The sequence below is a fragment of the Halococcus salifodinae DSM 8989 genome (assembly GCF_000336935.1).
Classification (GTDB): Archaea; Halobacteriota; Halobacteria; order Halobacteriales; family Halococcaceae; genus Halococcus; species Halococcus salifodinae.
Genome location: NZ_AOME01000070.1, coordinates 14053 through 30681, shown reverse-complemented (window position 1 = coordinate 30681; position 16629 = coordinate 14053). Strand labels below are relative to the sequence as shown.

Annotated in this window: 14 protein-coding genes; 3 read left to right on the top strand and 11 right to left on the bottom strand. The window is 63.7% G+C overall.

What is annotated here, in order from left to right; all coding sequences use genetic code 11:
- Nucleotides 1-70: 70 nt before the first annotated feature.
- From C450_RS12840 to C450_RS12825, 4 genes are all read right to left on the bottom strand, one after another.
- The gene (locus C450_RS12840) at nt 71-2389 is read right to left on the bottom strand and encodes an arylsulfatase (RefSeq protein WP_005044077.1); all 2319 of its coding nucleotides are present in this window, start codon (nt 2387-2389) and stop codon (nt 71-73) included.
- Between the two features lie 457 nt (nt 2390-2846).
- Complete coding sequence (locus tag C450_RS12835; protein WP_005044076.1) at nt 2847-4058, bottom strand: hypothetical protein; 1212 nt, start codon at nt 4056-4058, stop codon at nt 2847-2849.
- Between the two features lie 150 nt (nt 4059-4208).
- Complete coding sequence (locus tag C450_RS12830) at nt 4209-4826, bottom strand: HdeD family acid-resistance protein (protein ID WP_241430403.1); 618 nt, start codon at nt 4824-4826, stop codon at nt 4209-4211.
- A 340-nt stretch (nt 4827-5166) separates the two neighbouring features.
- Nucleotides 5167-6390 carry an MFS transporter gene (locus tag C450_RS12825; protein ID WP_005044071.1) on the bottom strand — a complete coding sequence of 408 codons (1224 nt, stop codon included), beginning with the start codon at nt 6388-6390 and terminating at the stop codon, nt 5167-5169.
- Nucleotides 6391-6445: 55 nt separating this feature from the next.
- On the opposite strand from C450_RS12825, the gene C450_RS12820 reads away from it, so the two are divergent.
- Nucleotides 6446-7522, top strand: a complete 1077-nt coding sequence (locus tag C450_RS12820) for a M42 family metallopeptidase (RefSeq protein ID WP_005044068.1) — start codon at nt 6446-6448, stop codon at nt 7520-7522.
- A 68-nt stretch (nt 7523-7590) separates the two neighbouring features.
- Here the strand turns inward: C450_RS12820 and C450_RS12815 are convergent, their stop codons facing one another.
- Nucleotides 7591-7968, bottom strand: a complete 378-nt coding sequence (locus C450_RS12815; RefSeq protein WP_005044065.1) for a Zn-ribbon domain-containing OB-fold protein — start codon at nt 7966-7968, stop codon at nt 7591-7593.
- Entirely contained in the window at nt 7965-9131 is a 1167-nt protein-coding gene (locus tag C450_RS12810) for a thiolase domain-containing protein (RefSeq protein ID WP_080510316.1), read from the bottom strand. The genes C450_RS12815 and C450_RS12810 overlap by 4 nt, the downstream gene beginning before the upstream one ends.
- A gap of 349 nt (nt 9132-9480) precedes the next feature.
- Between C450_RS12810 and C450_RS12805 the strand changes: the two genes are divergently transcribed.
- Nucleotides 9481-11589, top strand: a complete 2109-nt coding sequence (locus C450_RS12805) for a hypothetical protein (RefSeq protein WP_005044061.1) — start codon at nt 9481-9483, stop codon at nt 11587-11589.
- Here C450_RS12805 and C450_RS22435 read toward each other — a convergent pair.
- Both C450_RS22435 and C450_RS12800 read right to left on the bottom strand, forming a co-directional pair.
- Complete coding sequence (locus tag C450_RS22435; RefSeq protein ID WP_169317822.1) at nt 11586-11726, bottom strand: DUF7503 family protein; 141 nt, start codon at nt 11724-11726, stop codon at nt 11586-11588. The genes C450_RS12805 and C450_RS22435 overlap by 4 nt on opposite strands.
- Nucleotides 11727-12039: 313 nt before the next feature.
- Nucleotides 12040-12234, bottom strand: a complete 195-nt coding sequence (locus tag C450_RS12800; protein ID WP_005044058.1) for a hypothetical protein — start codon at nt 12232-12234, stop codon at nt 12040-12042.
- Nucleotides 12235-12422: 188 nt separating this feature from the next.
- On the opposite strand from C450_RS12800, the gene C450_RS12795 reads away from it, so the two are divergent.
- On the top strand, nt 12423-13145 hold the full coding sequence (locus C450_RS12795) for a sugar phosphate nucleotidyltransferase (protein ID WP_005044054.1): 723 nt from the start codon (nt 12423-12425) through the stop codon (nt 13143-13145).
- 40 nt (nt 13146-13185) lie between these two features.
- Here the strand turns inward: C450_RS12795 and nikR are convergent, their stop codons facing one another.
- From nikR to gcvPA, 3 genes are all read right to left on the bottom strand, one after another.
- Entirely contained in the window at nt 13186-13614 is a 429-nt protein-coding gene (gene nikR / locus C450_RS12790) for a nickel-responsive transcriptional regulator NikR (protein ID WP_005044052.1), read from the bottom strand.
- 70 nt (nt 13615-13684) lie between these two features.
- Nucleotides 13685-15154, bottom strand: coding sequence for an aminomethyl-transferring glycine dehydrogenase subunit GcvPB (gcvPB, locus tag C450_RS12785; protein ID WP_005044049.1), 1470 nt, complete (start codon nt 15152-15154; stop codon nt 13685-13687).
- On the bottom strand, nt 15151-16509 hold the full coding sequence (gene gcvPA, locus C450_RS12780; RefSeq protein WP_005044046.1) for an aminomethyl-transferring glycine dehydrogenase subunit GcvPA: 1359 nt from the start codon (nt 16507-16509) through the stop codon (nt 15151-15153). The genes gcvPB and gcvPA overlap by 4 nt, the downstream gene beginning before the upstream one ends.
- Between the last annotated feature and the right edge of the window lie 120 nt (nt 16510-16629).

Below are 16629 nucleotides of genomic sequence, written 5' to 3'. Positions count from 1 at the left end.
GACCCCCCGACCGACGGACGGGGGCGCACGGAGGCCATCGGGCGAGCGGACTCCCGGACGCTCGTTCGCATCACTCCCGCGCCAGGATGCGGTCCATCTCGGCCTCGTGATGGACGAACGGTTCGCCGCTGACGTCGACGGTCACGCGATCGATGTCGCCGGTGAACGCGAACGGTGATCGGTCCCGGTACTCGTCGCTGACGGCGTTGACGGCGTCTCGTCCACAGCTCAGTCCAGCAACGATACTGATGCTGATGGGGATCGTCGTCAGCAGATCACCCTCGCCCACCTGTTCGTCGCCGTAGTAGAGGCGGACTGTCGCCGGTGTGCCCTTCCCGTTCTGGGCATCGGGCTCGCCGGTCGTCTCGAGCTCCATGCTAACCGAGACGTCGCCCTCGGGAACTCGCTCGTCGGCGACGACCTCGTACTCCTCGACGCCCACGTAGTTGTGGACGTAGTGGAGCCGACCGTCCTCGATGAACAGCGAGTAGCCACCCGAGCGAGCGCCGTGAGCGATCAGGACGCCCTCGGCCCCACTGGCCGGAATCGACAGATCGGCGGTGATGCTGTGGTCGCGGTTCAGCACTTTGGCGGCCGCGTTCTCGGGGACGTGCTGTTCGCTGGGGTGGTAGACGTACCTGTCGCGGGGCTTGCCGGGTTGGGGGCGCGGTTCGGCGAGCCGTGCCACGCCGCGACTGTCGAGCGGCAACACGTTGTGCTTTCCGGCTTCAGACCACCACAGTTGGATGAGTTCGAGCAGTTTCTCGGGGTGTTCGTCGCTGACGTCGTGGGCTTCCGAGAAGTCCTCGGCGACGTGATACAGTTCCCACCCGGAGTCCTCCAGACTGCTGGCCGAGAGGTCCTCCGCGCTGATCGGTTCGTCCAGCGGCCAGGGATGGACGGCGCGCCAGCCGTCGTGGTAGATCGCGCGCGTCGCGAGCATCTCGAAGTACTGGGTGGTGTGCTGTTCCGGCGCGTCGGGGTCGTCGAACGAGTACGCGAAACTCGTGCCCTCGATGGGCGACTGCGAGTAGCCTTTGATCTCGTCGGGGGCCTCGATCCCGATCGATTCCAGGATCGTCGGCACGAGGTCGATGGCGTGGACGAACTGATCGCGCATTTCCCCCTCGGCGTCGATGCCGTTCGGCCAGTGGACGACCATCGGGTCGCTCGCGCCGCCGCGATACGTCTCGCGCTTCCAGCGTCGGAATGGCGTGTTCCCCGCCCACGTCCATCCCCACGGGTAGTGGTTGTAGTACTCCGGACCACCGAGGTCGTCGATCGCGTCGAGATTGTCCTCGACGTTCTCCTCGATGTTGTTGAAGAAGCGATTCTCGTTGAGCGATCCCGTGGGGCCGCCTTCGGGGCTGGCTCCGTTGTCCGAGACGAGCATCACGAGCGTGTCGTCGAGTTCGCCGAGCTCGTCGAGGAAGTCGAGGAGTTTCTCGATCTGGTGGTCGGTGTGTTCGAGAAAGCCCGCGAACACCTCCATCATCCGGGAGTAAAGGCGGTGTTCGTCCTCCGACAGGGAGTCCCACTCTCGAACGTCTTCGTTCTGTGGCGAGAGATCCGTGTTTTCCGGCACCACACCCATCTCCTTCTGGCGTTCGAGGATCTGCTCACGGGCTTCGTCCCAGCCCATGTCGAACTCGCCCTCGTACTTGTCGGCCCACTCCTGAGGGACCTGGTGGGGCGCGTGGCACGCGCCGGGACAGAAGTACTTGAAGAGAGGTTTGTCCGGGTTGACCTGTTTCGCGTCGGTCATGAACTCGATGGCACGGGCGGCGATGTCCTCGGTGAAGTGATACCCCTCCTCGGGCGTCGCCGGTGGTTCGACTTGGTGATTGTCGTAGATGAGCGGCGGCGTGTACTGGTCGGAGTCAGCGCCGAGGAACCCGTAGAAGCGCTCGAATCCGCGCCCGAGCGGCCACTCGTCGTACGGACCGGCGGCGCTGTTGGCCTCGACGGGCGAGAGGTGCCACTTGCCGAGCGCGTGGGTGCTGTAGCCCTGTTCACCGAGCATCTCCGGAAGGAAGCCGTTCTCGTGGGGAATGTGACCGTCGTACCCCGGAAATCCGGTCGTGATTTCGGTGATTCCGGCCATTCCGTTCGAGTGGTGGTTCCGCCCAGTCATCAGGCAGCTCCTGGTCGGTGAGCAGATCGCCGTGGTGTGGAAGTTGTTGTACTGGAGACCGTTCTCGGCCAATCTGTCGATGTTCGGCGTGTCGATCAGTCCGCCATAACAGCCCAGCTGGCCGAATCCAACGTCGTCAAGGACGATCATCAAGACGTTCGGGGCGTCTTCAGGTGCCCGGGTCTCTTCGGGCCACCACGGTTCGGATTCGTTGTACGTACGGCCGATTTGGCCGTGAAATTCTTGATCTGCCATTGTAGCTCCCCATTGCCCCCGCCGACCGAGCCTCGAACCGAGTCGTGTGTTCGTTCAGACCATAGAGCGCTCATTCATTCACGGTTCGCTGCCCCCGATCCCGGGAGTGTATCGATAACACACCTCGAATGACAATGACTTTCACCAAAATTGAAATAATTCTGGTATGAGGATTCGAACAGTCGAGGTGATCGAGGAGCCCGCTGTCGTCGAACGAAGACAGTGGCTTGTCAACGCTACGCGCTGACGCGCTGCCCTCGTCTTCTACAGCAACCATTAGCGTCCGAATCAAGCGCTCGACGATCGTATGTTGGCTGAGAGGACTCTGACACATGATTAAAATGCTAAATCATTCGATGTCGCTCGGCGACGAGATTCAACTGATCCAATACTGATTTTTCAGTGATAAACGTTGATCTCACGTTCATAACGGGATCCAACAGATGTGAGGCGCAACTCAGGTGGAGAGCCCAAATATCGCGATGACAACCATCGCCAAGCCGACCAGGATGATGCCTACGGCCTGTTTCCAGTGTTCGTGACGGCTTGCGAGAATCAGCGCGATCAGACACTGTAGCGTGAAGAATACCGCAAATACCCGTGAAGCGGTTGCGACAGCCGTGAGCACGTCGGTGACCAGCACGACGGCGATTGCTCCCGCGGCAAGAATCGGGAAGGTGAGACGCCGTGGAATCGCCTCGTTCGAGAGGTCCAAGAGGACATCGGAGCGCGAGGAGATCGTGGTAATCGCGGCGGATGCCTGACTGCCGATCGCTAAGGCCAGTATGAGCAACGGAAGGACGGGGCTCGCCACCGCACCGATCTGAACGACCGCGGTCGGCCCCAGATTCGGACGAACCTGAGCGAAGAGGAGAAGGGCTGCCGCAGGAAAGAGAACGAATGCGACCGTAGCGACGATCTGCGCGTCTCGCATCGTCCGAATACGCCGTTCCGCACTGTATTCTCGACCGATGTACCGCGAGGCCTCGAAACCTTGGACGAGGGCGAAGAACCCGAGGATCTGTCGTGCGCCTTGGGTGGTCAGCGGAGGGTTGTAGTCGGGAAGCACCCAGTTCCCTGCTACGGCTACTTGTAGGTTGTACGCGGCGAATCCAATGATAATCGCAGAGACAGCTGCGAGGTTGAAGGCTGTCGTCCGCTCACTCAACTCGTTGAATTTGTCCAGACCGCGGAGAAAGCCGATCAGACCGAGAGCGACGAGTACCGCGACAGCAATTCCCGATCCGGACAGAGCGCCACCATCGAAATTAAACGGGGCGACGACGATGAAAATGACGACACCACCCATTAGCTGTAGATAATAGGCAACGTTCACGACAGACGCCACAATCAATGCTCCCTGAGAAGTATTCGACAAGTTACGTAGAATTCCTTTCTCGGTAGAAACGGGCTCGAAATACCGGATATTGTACCGCATGACCCACCCTGTTGCGTAGCCAAGTGTGCAGAGACCGGCCATCGTTAGCGGCGAATCGATTCCGGTGATGCCCACGATTATCGGCGTCATCGCAACGAACCCGATGTCCATGATATCGCCGAGTGGGAGGACCATGGCCTGGTAGCGTTCCGAATTCTGGACGCGACTCGAATAGAGGACCACGGACAGTCCGATCAGCGTTGCGAGCACGAGAAGGGTAATTACGACCACAGTCCTCCCCCCTTGATCAGAGCGAGGGCCAAGGTGGATCGTCCATGGACAAAGCGAGAATTCGACTCCAAAATACAAAAGCAGATCTTTTGAACCATTATCAAGTATTTCCAGCCGACGCGCTCCAAGACTTGAAAGCTTGCTCGCAGTTCAGGCACCGCGAGGAGTGCTACCGGACGAGGTGGTGTCGCGTGCGGCTTTGCGGCTACCGATGGCCAACATGATCATTGCCGCACCCGTGCTGAGTAGTTTGATCCCGAAGACGAGACCGACCACCCACAGCGCAGTTATCGGCCAACCGGTCCAGACCAGTGCGCCAGCAATGACGCCGATGACGCCGCTGGCGAGCAGCCAGCCCCACCCCGACGACGGACGGAGTCGTAACGCCATCACGATCCCGACGGCACCCTCGACGAAGAAGAACGCTGCCAAGAGGAGCGTGAGGGTCAAGAGTCCAATCACCGGGTTCACGATCAATGTGACGCCACTGACGATATAGATTACCGCGAGCAGGGCCTGCCAGATGAAGCCCTTCCATTCTCGGGCAGAAAAGACGTGAATGCTATGTCCGATTCCACCAGCGACGAGCAACACACCGAGTATCGGCGAGAGTGCAATCCCGCTCACAAGCGGTGAGAAGATCGCGATGATTCCGAACACTGAAACAAGGACTCCAATGCCTGCTAATACTCGCCAGCTTTCGGTGATTGGTAGGTTGTTCTCATTGGTTTTAGATTCTGTACTCATGTTCTTATCTCGACCTGTCATACAACTTCCACAGACATAAACTATGTTGGTTATTTCACGATAAGTCAAATAAAAGACAATCTGGGATTCACTACTGAGTGGTTTCGATGATCTCGGTTTCGAGATACTCCCGAATCAATCGACGCTCTGGCGCGCGTGGAACGAACGGTTGTCTGATGTCTCGTTGATCTGGCAGTGAAGCTCGCCATTGGTTCGAAACAAATCACCAGCCATCATCATGACTGCGAAATAGACGAAATGAATGCCGGATGGATGCATCAATCGGCAACCGAGCCGACATCAGGTGTTGTGAAATTCGCGACGAGATGTCGAGACAGCCGCCGACAGGTGGAAGTCGTCGTCAGGTCGACTCTCGATCGCCGAACAGCGTCGCTCGGGGGATGTCGAGACGGACGAGCAGCGGGAGCGCAACGAGGACGATCCCGGCTTCGAGCGCGGCGGCGGCGAGAAAGGCCGCGCCGAAGCCGACGCTGTCGGCGATCACGCCGCCGCCGACGGTGCCCACGAGGAAGCCGAGACTGCCGAAGACGTTGAACCCGCCCATCGCCGTCCCCCGGTCGTCGGGAGCGAGGTCCGTGACGAGCGCCATCGTGGCCGGAGCGACGAGCGCGCCGGCGATCCCGAGCAAAATCATCGTCGCGCTCGCGATCTCGATCGTGGGGGCGAGATAGACCGCGAGGATCGAAGCCCCATAGAGCACCGATCCCGCGACGACCGGGAGGAGACGGCCGATCCGATCGGAAAGTCGGCCCATCGGATACTGGCCGAGCGCGAACGGCGCGAAAAACAGGCCGAGCACGATGCCCGCCGCGCCCGCGTCGAGTTCGAACGTCTGTCGGAAGTAGAGCGTGCCGACGAGCGCGAAAAAGCCCGCCGTGAAGCGGTCGGCGAAGCCGAAGGCGTAGGGGAGGCCGAGTGCGGGCCGTTCGGTGAGCCCGGTGATCGCGGCCCCGAGACCGCCGCGCTGGCTCTCGGGGACTCTGTCGGTCACCCGCGTCGCCAGCAGCGCAACGACACAGAGGAGGCCGGCGGCGACGGCGATCGGCACGAGCGGCCCGATCGACGAGAGCTGGCCGCCGAGCGGTGCGCCGAGTGCCGTCCCGGAGCCGATGGCGATGCCCGCCGCGCCCATGTTCCGGCCGTGACCACCCTCTAGATCCATCAGCATCGTGATCGAGAGCGAGAACGCCGCGATGGTGAAGCTCCCCTCGACGAAGCGGAGGACGAGCATCGTGCCGAACCCGATCCCGGCGACTGCGGCGAGACCGATCAACGCCGCGTAGCTCACGACGCCGCCGAGCGCGCCCGCGACGATGAAGGGGACCCGCCGACCTGCAGCGTCACTCAGCGCACCCCAGACGCCAGCGAAGAGCACGAAGCCGGCGTACTCGGCGGCGAGAAACCACGTGCTCGCGTCGAGCGTCGTGGTTGCACCGAGCGCTGCCACGAGCTCCGGGACGCCGGGGTAGAGCGCCACCTGCCCGAACAGCACCGCGAAGATCATCGTCGCCAGCACCACACGATCGGTGTTCACGCGTGCCCCGAGTAGGGTCGTGAGGATCATAGCGGTTGGGATCGAGGGGGTCGGAGCGGTCGGGGCTGCCGCTGCCCGACAGTATATGCGTACCGAGCCACACGCTGTGGGCGTGAATCCAGACTACGCCTTCGATCTCGACATTCTCACGGAGCTAACGGAGGAATCCGGCGTCCCGGGGTACGAGGACGCGATTCGAGAGATCGTGGAGCGCGAACTCGACGACGCGACCGACGAAGTTCACACCGACGCAATGGGGAACGTCGTCGGCACCGTCGGCGACGGCGACTACTCGGTGGTGATCGCGGCCCACATGGACGAGATCGGGTTCATGGTACGTCACGTCACCGACGACGGGTTCCTCCGGCTCGACGCGCTCGGCGGCTGGGACCCCCGCGTGCTCCGCGCCCAGCGAGTCCGGATCCACACCGACAACGGCGATCTTCGTGGTGTCATTGGCTCGACCACCCCCCACACGCAGGACGACGACGAAGCCGAGCCCACAGTAGAAAACGTCCACGTCGATCTGGGTCTCGACGGCGAGACGGCGAACGAACGCGTCACGCCCGGCGACCTCGTGACGATGGAGCAGACGACCGAGAGCCTCGGCGAGCACATCACGGGGAAGGCGCTCGACGATCGGGTCTGCGTGTTCGCGATGCTCGAAGCCGCCCGTCGCCTCGACGATCCCGACGTCACCGTGCATTTCGCGGCCACGGTCCAGGAGGAGGTCGGGATCCGTGGCGCGCAGGCCCTCGGCGTCGATCTCGATCCCGATCTCGCGGTCGCGCTCGACGTCACCGTCGCGAACGATGTCCCAGGCTTCGACGAGGCCGAACACGTCACGGAACTCGGCGCGGGCACGGCGATCAAGCTGAAGGATTCGAGCGTGATCACGACCCCCAAGGTCCACCGACGACTCCAGGATCTCGCCGCCGACCGCGGAATCGATCACCAGCGCGAGATCCTGCCCGCGGGCGGGACGGACACCGCGGGCTTTCAGAACACGAACGGCGCGACGCCGGTCGGCGCGCTCTCGATCCCGACCCGGTATCTCCACACCGTGACCGAGAGCGCTCACCACGCCGACATCGAAGCGACGATCTCGCTTCTGACGGCGTTTCTCGAAACCGAGACCGGCACGCACAACTACACGCTCTGAACTCGCTCGCCGTTCCAGTTCATCACACGGCAGAAAACGCAGCGAGCTGTGGAACCGTCGCTTGGCCGTCAGACCGGGGTGAAAACGGGAGCCGGGTGGTCGTCCGCAGTCACGACGTCGGTGAACGAGACGCGATCGCCGATGTCGATCGTGCCGTCGATCCGGCCGAGGATCTTGGCGTCGCCGAGCCGAACCACGGCGACCTGGTACTCGCCCTCGAATCCTTCGGGTGCAACCGCGATCGTGGTTTCGGAGTGGACGGTGCCGGTCGTCGGCAGCGTGACGGTGGCGATCGTCCGCGAACCGCACTTCGCACACGCGGCTTTCGGGGCCGCGGTCGTGTGGCCACACTCCGCACATTCCTGGCCGAGGAGTTCGCCGTCGCGGAGACGGTCTGCCCACTCGACGTAATCGAGCCGATCGGCGCTCGGTTCGGGACCGCTCATCGCCGTGCCTCCATCACCGTGACGACGGTGGTCGCGGCGTCGCCACCCAGATTGTGCGCGACCGCGCGCTCGGGATCGTCGAGCTGGCGATCGCCGGCCTCGCCGCGGAGCTGTTCGGTGAGTTCGACCAGCTGTGCGGTGCCGGTCGCTCCGAGAGGGTGACCCTTCGCCTTCAGTCCACCGGAGGGGTTTACGGGTACGTCGCCATCCAGGGCGGTCCGCCCCGCCGCCGCTGCCGGGCCACCCGCACCGTCCTCGAAGAGTCCGAGTGCCTCGGTCGCCATCACTTCAGCCCCCGTAAAGCAGTCGTGGATCTCCGCGAAATCGATCGCATCGGCGGTCGTGTTCGCCTGCTCGTACGCCTGGCTCGCCGCATCGCGGGCGGCCTGGGTCGCCGGGAGATCGTCCTTGTCCGCGAGCGGCACCACGTCGGTCGCATGGCCCACGCCCGCCACATCGACCGGGTTCTCGAAGCTCTCGGCGGCCTCCTCGCTGGCGACCACGACCGCCGACGCACCGTCCGAGAACGGACAGCAGTCCATCAGATGAAACGGGTCGGCGACGATCGGCGAGTCGAGCACCTTTTCGACACTGGTCTCGCGGCCGAAATGCGCGCGCGGATTGAGCGTCCCGTTGTAGTGGTTCTTGACCGCGACCTCGGCGAGATGCTCCTCGGTAGTACCGTACTCGTGCATGTGGCGTTTCGTGAGCAGCGCGAACACGCCAGGGAAGGTGAGGCCGGCGGGCTGTTCGTACTGGCGGTGGGCGGCGCTGACGAACACCTTCGTCATCGCACCGGTGTCGAGTCCGGTCTCGGGCGTGCAGCGTTCGACGCCACCGGCGAGCACCACGTCGTGACGGCCGGACTCGACCGCCTCGACCGCGTGCTTGAACGCGGTCGCCGAGGTGGCACACGCGTCCTCGAAGCGCTGGGCGGGAACGCCCGTACAGCCGATGTGCGAGGCGAGCGTCGGCGCGAGGTGAGTATCGTTTTCGGTCATCCCACCCATCGCGTTACCGAAGTAGAGCGCCTCGATTTCGGGCGGCTCGATCCCCGAATCGTCGAACGCGTCGAACGCGGCATCGGCGAACAGGTCCGGCAACGGCCGTTCGTGAACGCCGAACTTCGTCATTCCCGCACCGACGATGGAAGCTCGTGCCATGAACTGGTGTACGACACCATCGTCCATCAGGGTTGTGATGTCGGCAGCCGCGTGCTTAGCGGCGCTTGGATTCGAATCTACGGATAGTACTCGGATCGTCCATGGGTCGGCACGGAGCCCCAGCGGCTAATTAGTGTTCCATGCCGACACCAACCACGGCTGCACCATCGACCCATTCGGCCGTCGTGAGCAGTCCGTTTCACACCCATCGCCGCCAGCGAATCGAAGACATACTGAGACAGGAAATATGATGTTCTACCATCCATAGGTTTTTACTTTAGAGCGCGTTGGCTATAGATAGTACCGTAGACATGGCCAACGGACGCCCGACCCAGAGCGGGGATCGCGGATGAACCCGTCGTTCGAACCGGTCGACGGCGGCGCGGGTATCGCGGTGGTGGACTCGATAGAGCGCCATCGGTACGCGCTGACGACGCCGGAGTCGGTCGCGCCGCGACCGGCCGACACCGATCGGTTTCGGTTCCCGGTCGAGAACGCGGTCGCGATCCGGACGTCGGCCATTTCGCTGCCGAGCGTGATCTCGGTCCACGCTCGTGACGAGTCGGGGGCCATCGTGGCCCAGGCCGAGCACTTCGCGAGTGAGGAACTGCCACACGGCAAGTACACGATCGAGCTGAGCGCGCCGATCAAGCTCTACTGCCGGGTCGAGAGCACCGTCTCGGTGCGCGCCGACATCGAGGGAATGACGATCGAGTTCGACGACGCAACCGAGGTCGTGGTGGGCGCGCGCTCACACCACGAGCGCCCCGCCGCGACGGTCACGGCCACGACCGACCCCGAGGACCTGATGGCCGCGATCTCGACGTTCGGCTCCGCGCTCAAGACGACCTCGCCCGAGCGCTCCTATCCCACCCTTCGAGGCCATCCACCCACGATCGAACTCGGTGACGAACTCGATCTCGCGGGGCTCGAACCGCCCGAAACGGGGGTGACGATCGAGGTGCCGCCGGAGTACCGCTCGATCTTCGTGGTCGCCCCGCTGGCGTACTACCTCGGCGCGCGCGTTCGCCCCGGCGACGAGCCCCGCATTCGGACCGATCACGGGCTCGAATACTCGCTCGACGGCCCAAGCGGTTTCGAGCGGACCGTCGAACAGACGCTGAAGCAGACGTTCTTCCTCGACTGTCTCGCACGGACCGAGGGACTCTACCCCGTGGCGCTCCACGAGCGCGAAGCGGTCGAGGCCGACGTCGGTCTCGATTTCGCCGCGCTCTACGATCGACCGCTGGCCGAACGGCTCGATGCGTATCTCGACGTGCCGTTCGCGGCCATCGAGGAGTACCTCCCCGAGTGGAAACTCACCTCCCACGTCGAACCCACGCCGACGAGCGTCGAAACGCTCCCGTTCGTCGTCGACGATCTCGCAGTTGTCCGGTCGGCGAGCACGGAGTCCGTCGAGCGTTCGAACGCGCTGATGTTCGACGACGGCGTGGAGGCAGCCAGGCGAGAGGCGGGATTCACTCGGGGAGCGAGCGCGACTGCAAGCACCACGCGGAGCACGAACCCGGACCCAAACACCGACGCTGACCTCGAGTTCGTGAGTCCCGAGACCACCGATTCACTCGAAGAGGCGTGGGTCGGGGCGGGGATGCCCCTCGGCGCGAGCAAGGCCTCGGTCGAGGCCTACCGGAACCGCCTCGACAGGACGCCCGTCGACGGCGACATCGACATCACGGTGGTCTGCAACGACGCCGACATGGCCGAGGAGCGCGACCTCATCGAGGACGTCTACGGCGACCGCGACGAACTGCCGTTCGACGTCTCACTTCACCGTGATCTCACGACCGCCGAACTCGAAGACGTGCTCTCGGCTCGGACGGACTTCCTCCATTACATCGGCCACGTCGACGACGGCGGCTTCGAGTGTGCGAACGGCGCTCTCGACGTGAACACCCTCGACACCGTCGGTGTGGACGCGTTCCTGCTCAACGCCTGCCAGTCCTACCGGCAGGGAATGGCGCTGATCGAGGCAGGCTCCATCGGCGGGATCGCCACCCTCACCGACGTACTCAACTCCGAGGCGATCCGGATGGGCCGGACGCTTGCACGCCTGCTCAACGCTGGCTTCCCGCTCCAGTCCGCCCTCGGGATCGCCCGCGACGAGAGCATCATGGGCGACGAGTATCTCGTGATCGGCGACGGTGGGCTGGCGATTGCACAGCAAGCCGGTGGCCAGCCTAACTTCCTGAATATAGAACGAAAGGGCGAATCATTCCGTGTTTACATGAAAGTATATCCTACACCGCTGGGAGGGTTGGGGAGTCTCGTCATACCATATACTGAAGATGGTTGTTATCATCTGTCACCTGGTAGTGTACCTCCTTTTTGCCTATCATATGATGAACTTCAGGAGTTCTTAGCTCTCGAAAACGTGCCTGTGAAGACGAACGGGCGACTGACGTGGGCTACTGAAGTGGACGTTGACGAAATCGACTAAGGCCCATAGATTACGCCATTGTTGCCGGCGGCCACGGTTCCCACCTGGGACAGCAGGACCATCAGGCCGAACAGCGCGCTGAGGATTTTCGGGTGGTTCTTGAGCTCGGATCGGACGTCGATGTTGTTGTCGGACATCACACTACCCACAATGAGCGGACTCGATATGAATATTTTCGAAGGTATTCGATATTACTAATAAAAATATTATTGCTGTATTAAGCGGTGAGAAAGACGATGTAGGGAGAATTTGGGACAAACCAACCGTCAGTGGACGTTGAAAGCACTGTTAGCCGACACCGTAATTTCGTTCTTACCAGATACGATCGAAGTAGCGTCGATTACAACAGCGATAGAGGCTCGTCGCGCTAGCCACCGATGTTACGCTTCGAAACTAGCGCTGAAGGAGAAGAAACGGCGGGCAGCGGACCGAGGGCGGGACGATCGGGCGCTACGTCGACAGCGTCTCGCGGAGGTCTTGCCAGCAGTCGGCACAGAGCTGCCGATCGATGGACACCCGCTTGATTCCCGTCTCGTCGCCCATGAACTGGCTGGTCGAGCGCGTTTCGTCCTCGATTTCGAGGATCACCTGGTGGCGGGGCCGCTCCTCGGTAACGCCCTCGTCACAGATCGGGCACGAGTTCATTCCATAGATGGTGTGGCTAAGAGTACATAAAATTACTGCTCGTGTCGGTACACCAACCACGTGAGTCGTTCCGAGATCGATCGATCGCTGGCCACCACTACGCTGTCCCCGACGACCGTTGGATCGGCCTGTGCTCGTCTATCACGCTCGCCCCAACGACTTTGCCCGCAGCGGACACACGCCGGCGTATGAAGGCCGTCGTGCTCGCGGCGGGCGAGGGGACGCGACTCCGTCCGCTCACCGCCGAGACGCCGAAGGCGGTGCTCGAAGTCGGTGGGAAGCCGATAATCGAACACTGTTTCGAGCAGTTGGTCGATCTCGGCGTCGAGACGCTGGTCGTGGTGGTCGGCTACGAGGGCGAGCGCATCATCGAACGCTACGGCGATTCGTTCGCGGGCGTTCCGATCACGTACACCCACCAACGCGAGCGCGAGGGGATGGCCCACGCGCTTCTGACCGCCGAGGCCCACGTCGACGGACCGTTCGTGCTGATGGACGGCGATAGCGTCGTTCGCTGTGACCTCAAGGAACTGGTCGACCGCCAGCGCGACCCCAGCATCGACGGCACCGTCCTCGTCGAAGAAGTCTCGGCCGCAGCGGCGCGCGAGAAAATGGTCTGTGTCCTGAACGAGCGCGACGAGATCGTTGCGCGTCGACAGAAACCCGACGACCCGCCCGATCCGAGCCTCGTGGCCGCGAGCGTTCAAACGGCGACACCGGCGCTGTTCGATGCCTGTCGGCGGGTCGAGCGCTCGCCGCGCGGCGAGTACGAGATGAGCGACGCCATCCGCATCCGGATCGAGGCGGACGCGACCATCGCCGCCGTCCGGTGTGACGGCTGGCTGGTCAACGTGAACACGCCGGCGGAGCTCCGACGGACCGATCGGAAACTACGCGACGAGACGGGGTAGACGAATCCACCATCGGCAGAGCCAGCCGCCACTGTGGGCGTCAGTCCCCGACAGCCGCCGCGGTGAAGTCGTCGACCGGCATCACCGAGTAGTCCACGCTGAGGGTGTCCCGGGTCGCGCGGATCTTGCCGACGAACGCCGAGATGGCTTCGAGCGAGCCGTCGAGGATGAACAGCTCCATGCAGTAGTGACTCCCGACGTGGCTGTGGAAGTTCGCCGCGACGAGGTCCTCGTGCTCGTGACGAAGCCCCATCATCCGCTCCTCGACGCTCGTGGTCTCGTAGTCGAAGAGGACTGTGACGACCGCCATGAGATCGCGGTCTTCGAGCCGCGCGTCCTCGAACTCGCCGAGGAGTTCGCGCGCGGCGTCGCGGACTACCTCGCTCCGGCCGGTGTAGCCGTGTTCGTCGCTGAACTCGTCGATCCGATCCAAGAGCTCTTCGGGCATCGAGACGCTGACGACGGTCATGTGTGAATCCACGACCGGGCCGATACTAAAGGTTAGCAACGAATCGGGCCGCACTCGATTCGATTGTGAACTACTCGTCGTCGAGCGCGTGCCACGACAGCCGCGGGTTCCGGGCGGCGCTCGCCTGGTCGATCCGGCGCGCTGCCGTTCGTTCCGGAGCGGTTTCGAGGGTCACGTCGTCGTCGGCCGCGGCCCGGTCGAACGCCCGCGCGAGGTGATCGAGCGCGGCGCGGCTCTCGGACTCGGTGGGTTCGGTCATCAGCGCCTCGTCGACGATCTCGGGCCACTTCGTGGTCGGCGGATGCACCCCGTAGTCGAGCATCCGTTTCGCGACGTCCGCTGCGTCACGGTCGGCGCTCGCGACGAACTCGTGATGGAACGGCTCGAAGGGGATGTCGTAGTCGATCTGGCTGGCGAGATAGTTCGCGTTCAGCACGGCCTTCGCACTCGTGTCCCTGAGTCCAGGATCGCCGAGTCGCGCGATGTACGCATAGGTCTTGACGAGGACGAGCCAGTTGCCCGCGAATCCGTGGACCTTCCCAATCGAGTGCTCGGGTTCGAACCGCTCGTAGCTCGCGTCGTCGCTCGCCGCTTCCTCGTCGTCCGGTTCGTCCGAGTCGATTTCGCTGACCTGGGGCGTCGGGAGATACGGCGCGAGCTCTTCGACCACGCCGACCGGGCCCGCGCCTGGCCCGCCGCCGCCGTGGGGCGTCGCGAAGGTCTTGTGGACGTTGTAGTGCATCACGTCGAACCCCATGTCGCCGGGGCGAGCACGGCCGAGGAGCGCGTTCAGGTTCGCGCCGTCGTAGTAGAGCAGCCCACCGGCGTCGTGAACGATGTCGGCGATCTCCTCGATGTCACGCTCGAACAGTCCCAACGTATTGGGGTTGGTGAGCATCAGCGCCGCCGTGTCGTCGCTCACCGCGGCCCGAAGTGCGTCGACGTCCACTCGTCCATCGTCGGCGCTCGGGAGCGAGACCACCTCGTAGCCCGCGAGCGCCGCGCTCGCGAAGTTCGTTCCGTGCGCGCTCTCGGGGACGACGATCTCGTTTCGGTCGTTGCCGTTCTGCTCGTGGTAGGCCTTCGCGATCAAGATCCCCGTGAACTCGCCGGCGGCTCCGGCAGGCGGCTGGAGGGTGACGGCGTCCATCCCGCCGATACGCGCGAGGGAGTCGGCGAGTTTGTGGCGGAGTTCGAGGTTCCCCTGAACGCTGTCGGTCGATCGGTCGGGGTGGGTGGCGGCCTCGGGAAGCGCCGCCACGTCCTCGGTGAACGACGGGTTGTACTTCATCGTACAGCTCCCGAGCGGGAACGGACCGTTCTCGACGCCGTAGTTCATCTGGGAGAGCCGGGTGTAGTGGCGTGCGAGCTCCGGTTCGGCAGGATCGGGGAGTTCGATCCCGTCCCGCGTGAGATCGTCGGGCAGCGGTGCGTCGTCGGTCTCGACCGCACGCGAGCTTTTCTCCACGAGCAGCGGCTCGTAGACCTCGCCGCCTTCTTCGGGTGTCTCGCGCGTCCAGCGGGCTTGATTAAATTTCATGCGACCGCCTCCACGGCCGCCACGAGATCGTCGATCCGGTCGGCATTCGTCTCAGTCACACAGACCTGCACGAGGTGATCGTCGATCGCGTGGATCGCGTACCCCTCGGCTTCGAGGTCCTCTTTCAGGGCCGATGCCTCGCGATCGGTGCGGGCGACGACCTCCCGGAAGTGGTGGCGGTCGTGGACCGGGGCCGTGACGCCGTCGATCGCGTCGAGCCGCTCGGCGACCTCGTTCGCCCGCGTGACGCTCTCTTTCGCGAGATCAGTTAGTCCATCGGGTCCGAGCCACGCGACGTGCATCGCGGCCCGGAGCGCGACCCACGCCTGATTGGTGCAGATATTGGAGGTCGCGCGCTCGCGCCGGATGTGCTGTTCTCTGGTCTGGAGCGTGAGGGTGTACGCCCGCCGCTCCTCGCTGTCCTCGCCCGTACCCACCAGCCGTCCGGGGACTTGGCGGAGGAACGCCTCGCGAGTGGCGAACAGCCCGAGTCCCATCCCATCGGCCGCGCCGAGCCCGAGTGCGGCATCGCCGATCACGACGTCGGCGCCCACGCTCGCGGGCTCTTCGAGCAAGGAGAGCGCCACGGGATCGCTACCGAGACAGAAGAGTGCGTCGTGGTCGTCGGTGAGTTCGCCGATCGCCCCGAGACCCTCCTCGATGGTGCCGCGAACGGTAGGGTTCTCGGTGTAGACCATGACGCAGTCCTCGTCGATCGCATCGGCGAGCGCGTCACGATCGACGATCCCATCGTCCATCGGGTAGGTTTCGACGATGGCGTCGGTGCCGGCGAGGTAGCTGTCGAGCACCGCGCGCCGGCCGTCGTGGAGCTGTTCGGGGACCAATACGCGATCGCCGCTCGTCGCGCGCACTCGGACCGCGAGCGTCGCGGCCTCGCCGAGCGCGGTCGCGGCGTCGTACATCGAGCAGTTCGCCACCTCCAGTCCGGTGAGTTCGACCAGCATCGACTGGTACTCGAAGAGCGCCTGGAGGAACCCCTGGGCGACCTCGGGCTGGTACTGGGTGTAGGAGGTCAGAAACTCCGAGCGGTCGGCGAGGTGGTCGACCGCCGAGGGGACGTAGTGGTCGTAGTGGCCCCGGCCGAGGAACTCCACGAGGTCTTCGTTACGCCCGAGCATCGACGCGATCTCCTCCCGGATCGCGCGCTCGCTCCGCGGTTCGATGTCGAAGCTCCCGTCGAACTCGATCTCCTCGGGAATGTCGAACAGGTGGTCCTCGCTCTCGACGCCGACCGCGTCCAACATCGCCGTGGTTTCGGCCGCCGTATGCGGCGCGAACGGGCTGCCGCGACCGTTCTCTCGGTGCTCGTCGCTACTCACGGACCCGCCCTCCACTGGACTGGAACGGCATTGACAAATGTTGCGGTGGCGGCCATATCAGGCCATCGTTTGCACCGTTTCGAGCCGGAACCGTGCATCGACTGCGCTGATCTCGCGCCGGTGGCGACGAAACCA

What these genes read in the sequence shown, in the direction of transcription:
- gcvPB (WP_005044049.1), bottom strand. Translation starts at nt 15,154, where the DNA reads ATGAAATTTAATCAAGCCCGCTGGACGCGCGAGACACCCGAAGAAGGC.
- C450_RS12795 (WP_005044054.1), top strand. Translation starts at nt 12,423, where the DNA reads ATGAAGGCCGTCGTGCTCGCGGCGGGCGAGGGGACGCGACTCCGTCCG.
- C450_RS12825 (WP_005044071.1), bottom strand. Translation starts at nt 6,390, where the DNA reads ATGATCCTCACGACCCTACTCGGGGCACGCGTGAACACCGATCGTGTG.
- C450_RS12830 (WP_241430403.1), bottom strand. Translation starts at nt 4,826, where the DNA reads ATGACAGGTCGAGATAAGAACATGAGTACAGAATCTAAAACCAATGAG.
- C450_RS12805 (WP_005044061.1), top strand. Translation starts at nt 9,481, where the DNA reads ATGAACCCGTCGTTCGAACCGGTCGACGGCGGCGCGGGTATCGCGGTG.
- C450_RS12840 (WP_005044077.1), bottom strand. Translation starts at nt 2,389, where the DNA reads ATGGCAGATCAAGAATTTCACGGCCAAATCGGCCGTACGTACAACGAA.
- C450_RS12810 (WP_080510316.1), bottom strand. Translation starts at nt 9,131, where the DNA reads ATGGCACGAGCTTCCATCGTCGGTGCGGGAATGACGAAGTTCGGCGTT.
- nikR (WP_005044052.1), bottom strand. Translation starts at nt 13,614, where the DNA reads ATGACCGTCGTCAGCGTCTCGATGCCCGAAGAGCTCTTGGATCGGATC.
- C450_RS22435 (WP_169317822.1), bottom strand. Translation starts at nt 11,726, where the DNA reads ATGTCCGACAACAACATCGACGTCCGATCCGAGCTCAAGAACCACCCG.
- C450_RS12800 (WP_005044058.1), bottom strand. Translation starts at nt 12,234, where the DNA reads ATGAACTCGTGCCCGATCTGTGACGAGGGCGTTACCGAGGAGCGGCCC.
- C450_RS12820 (WP_005044068.1), top strand. Translation starts at nt 6,446, where the DNA reads ATGCGTACCGAGCCACACGCTGTGGGCGTGAATCCAGACTACGCCTTC.
- C450_RS12815 (WP_005044065.1), bottom strand. Translation starts at nt 7,968, where the DNA reads ATGAGCGGTCCCGAACCGAGCGCCGATCGGCTCGATTACGTCGAGTGG.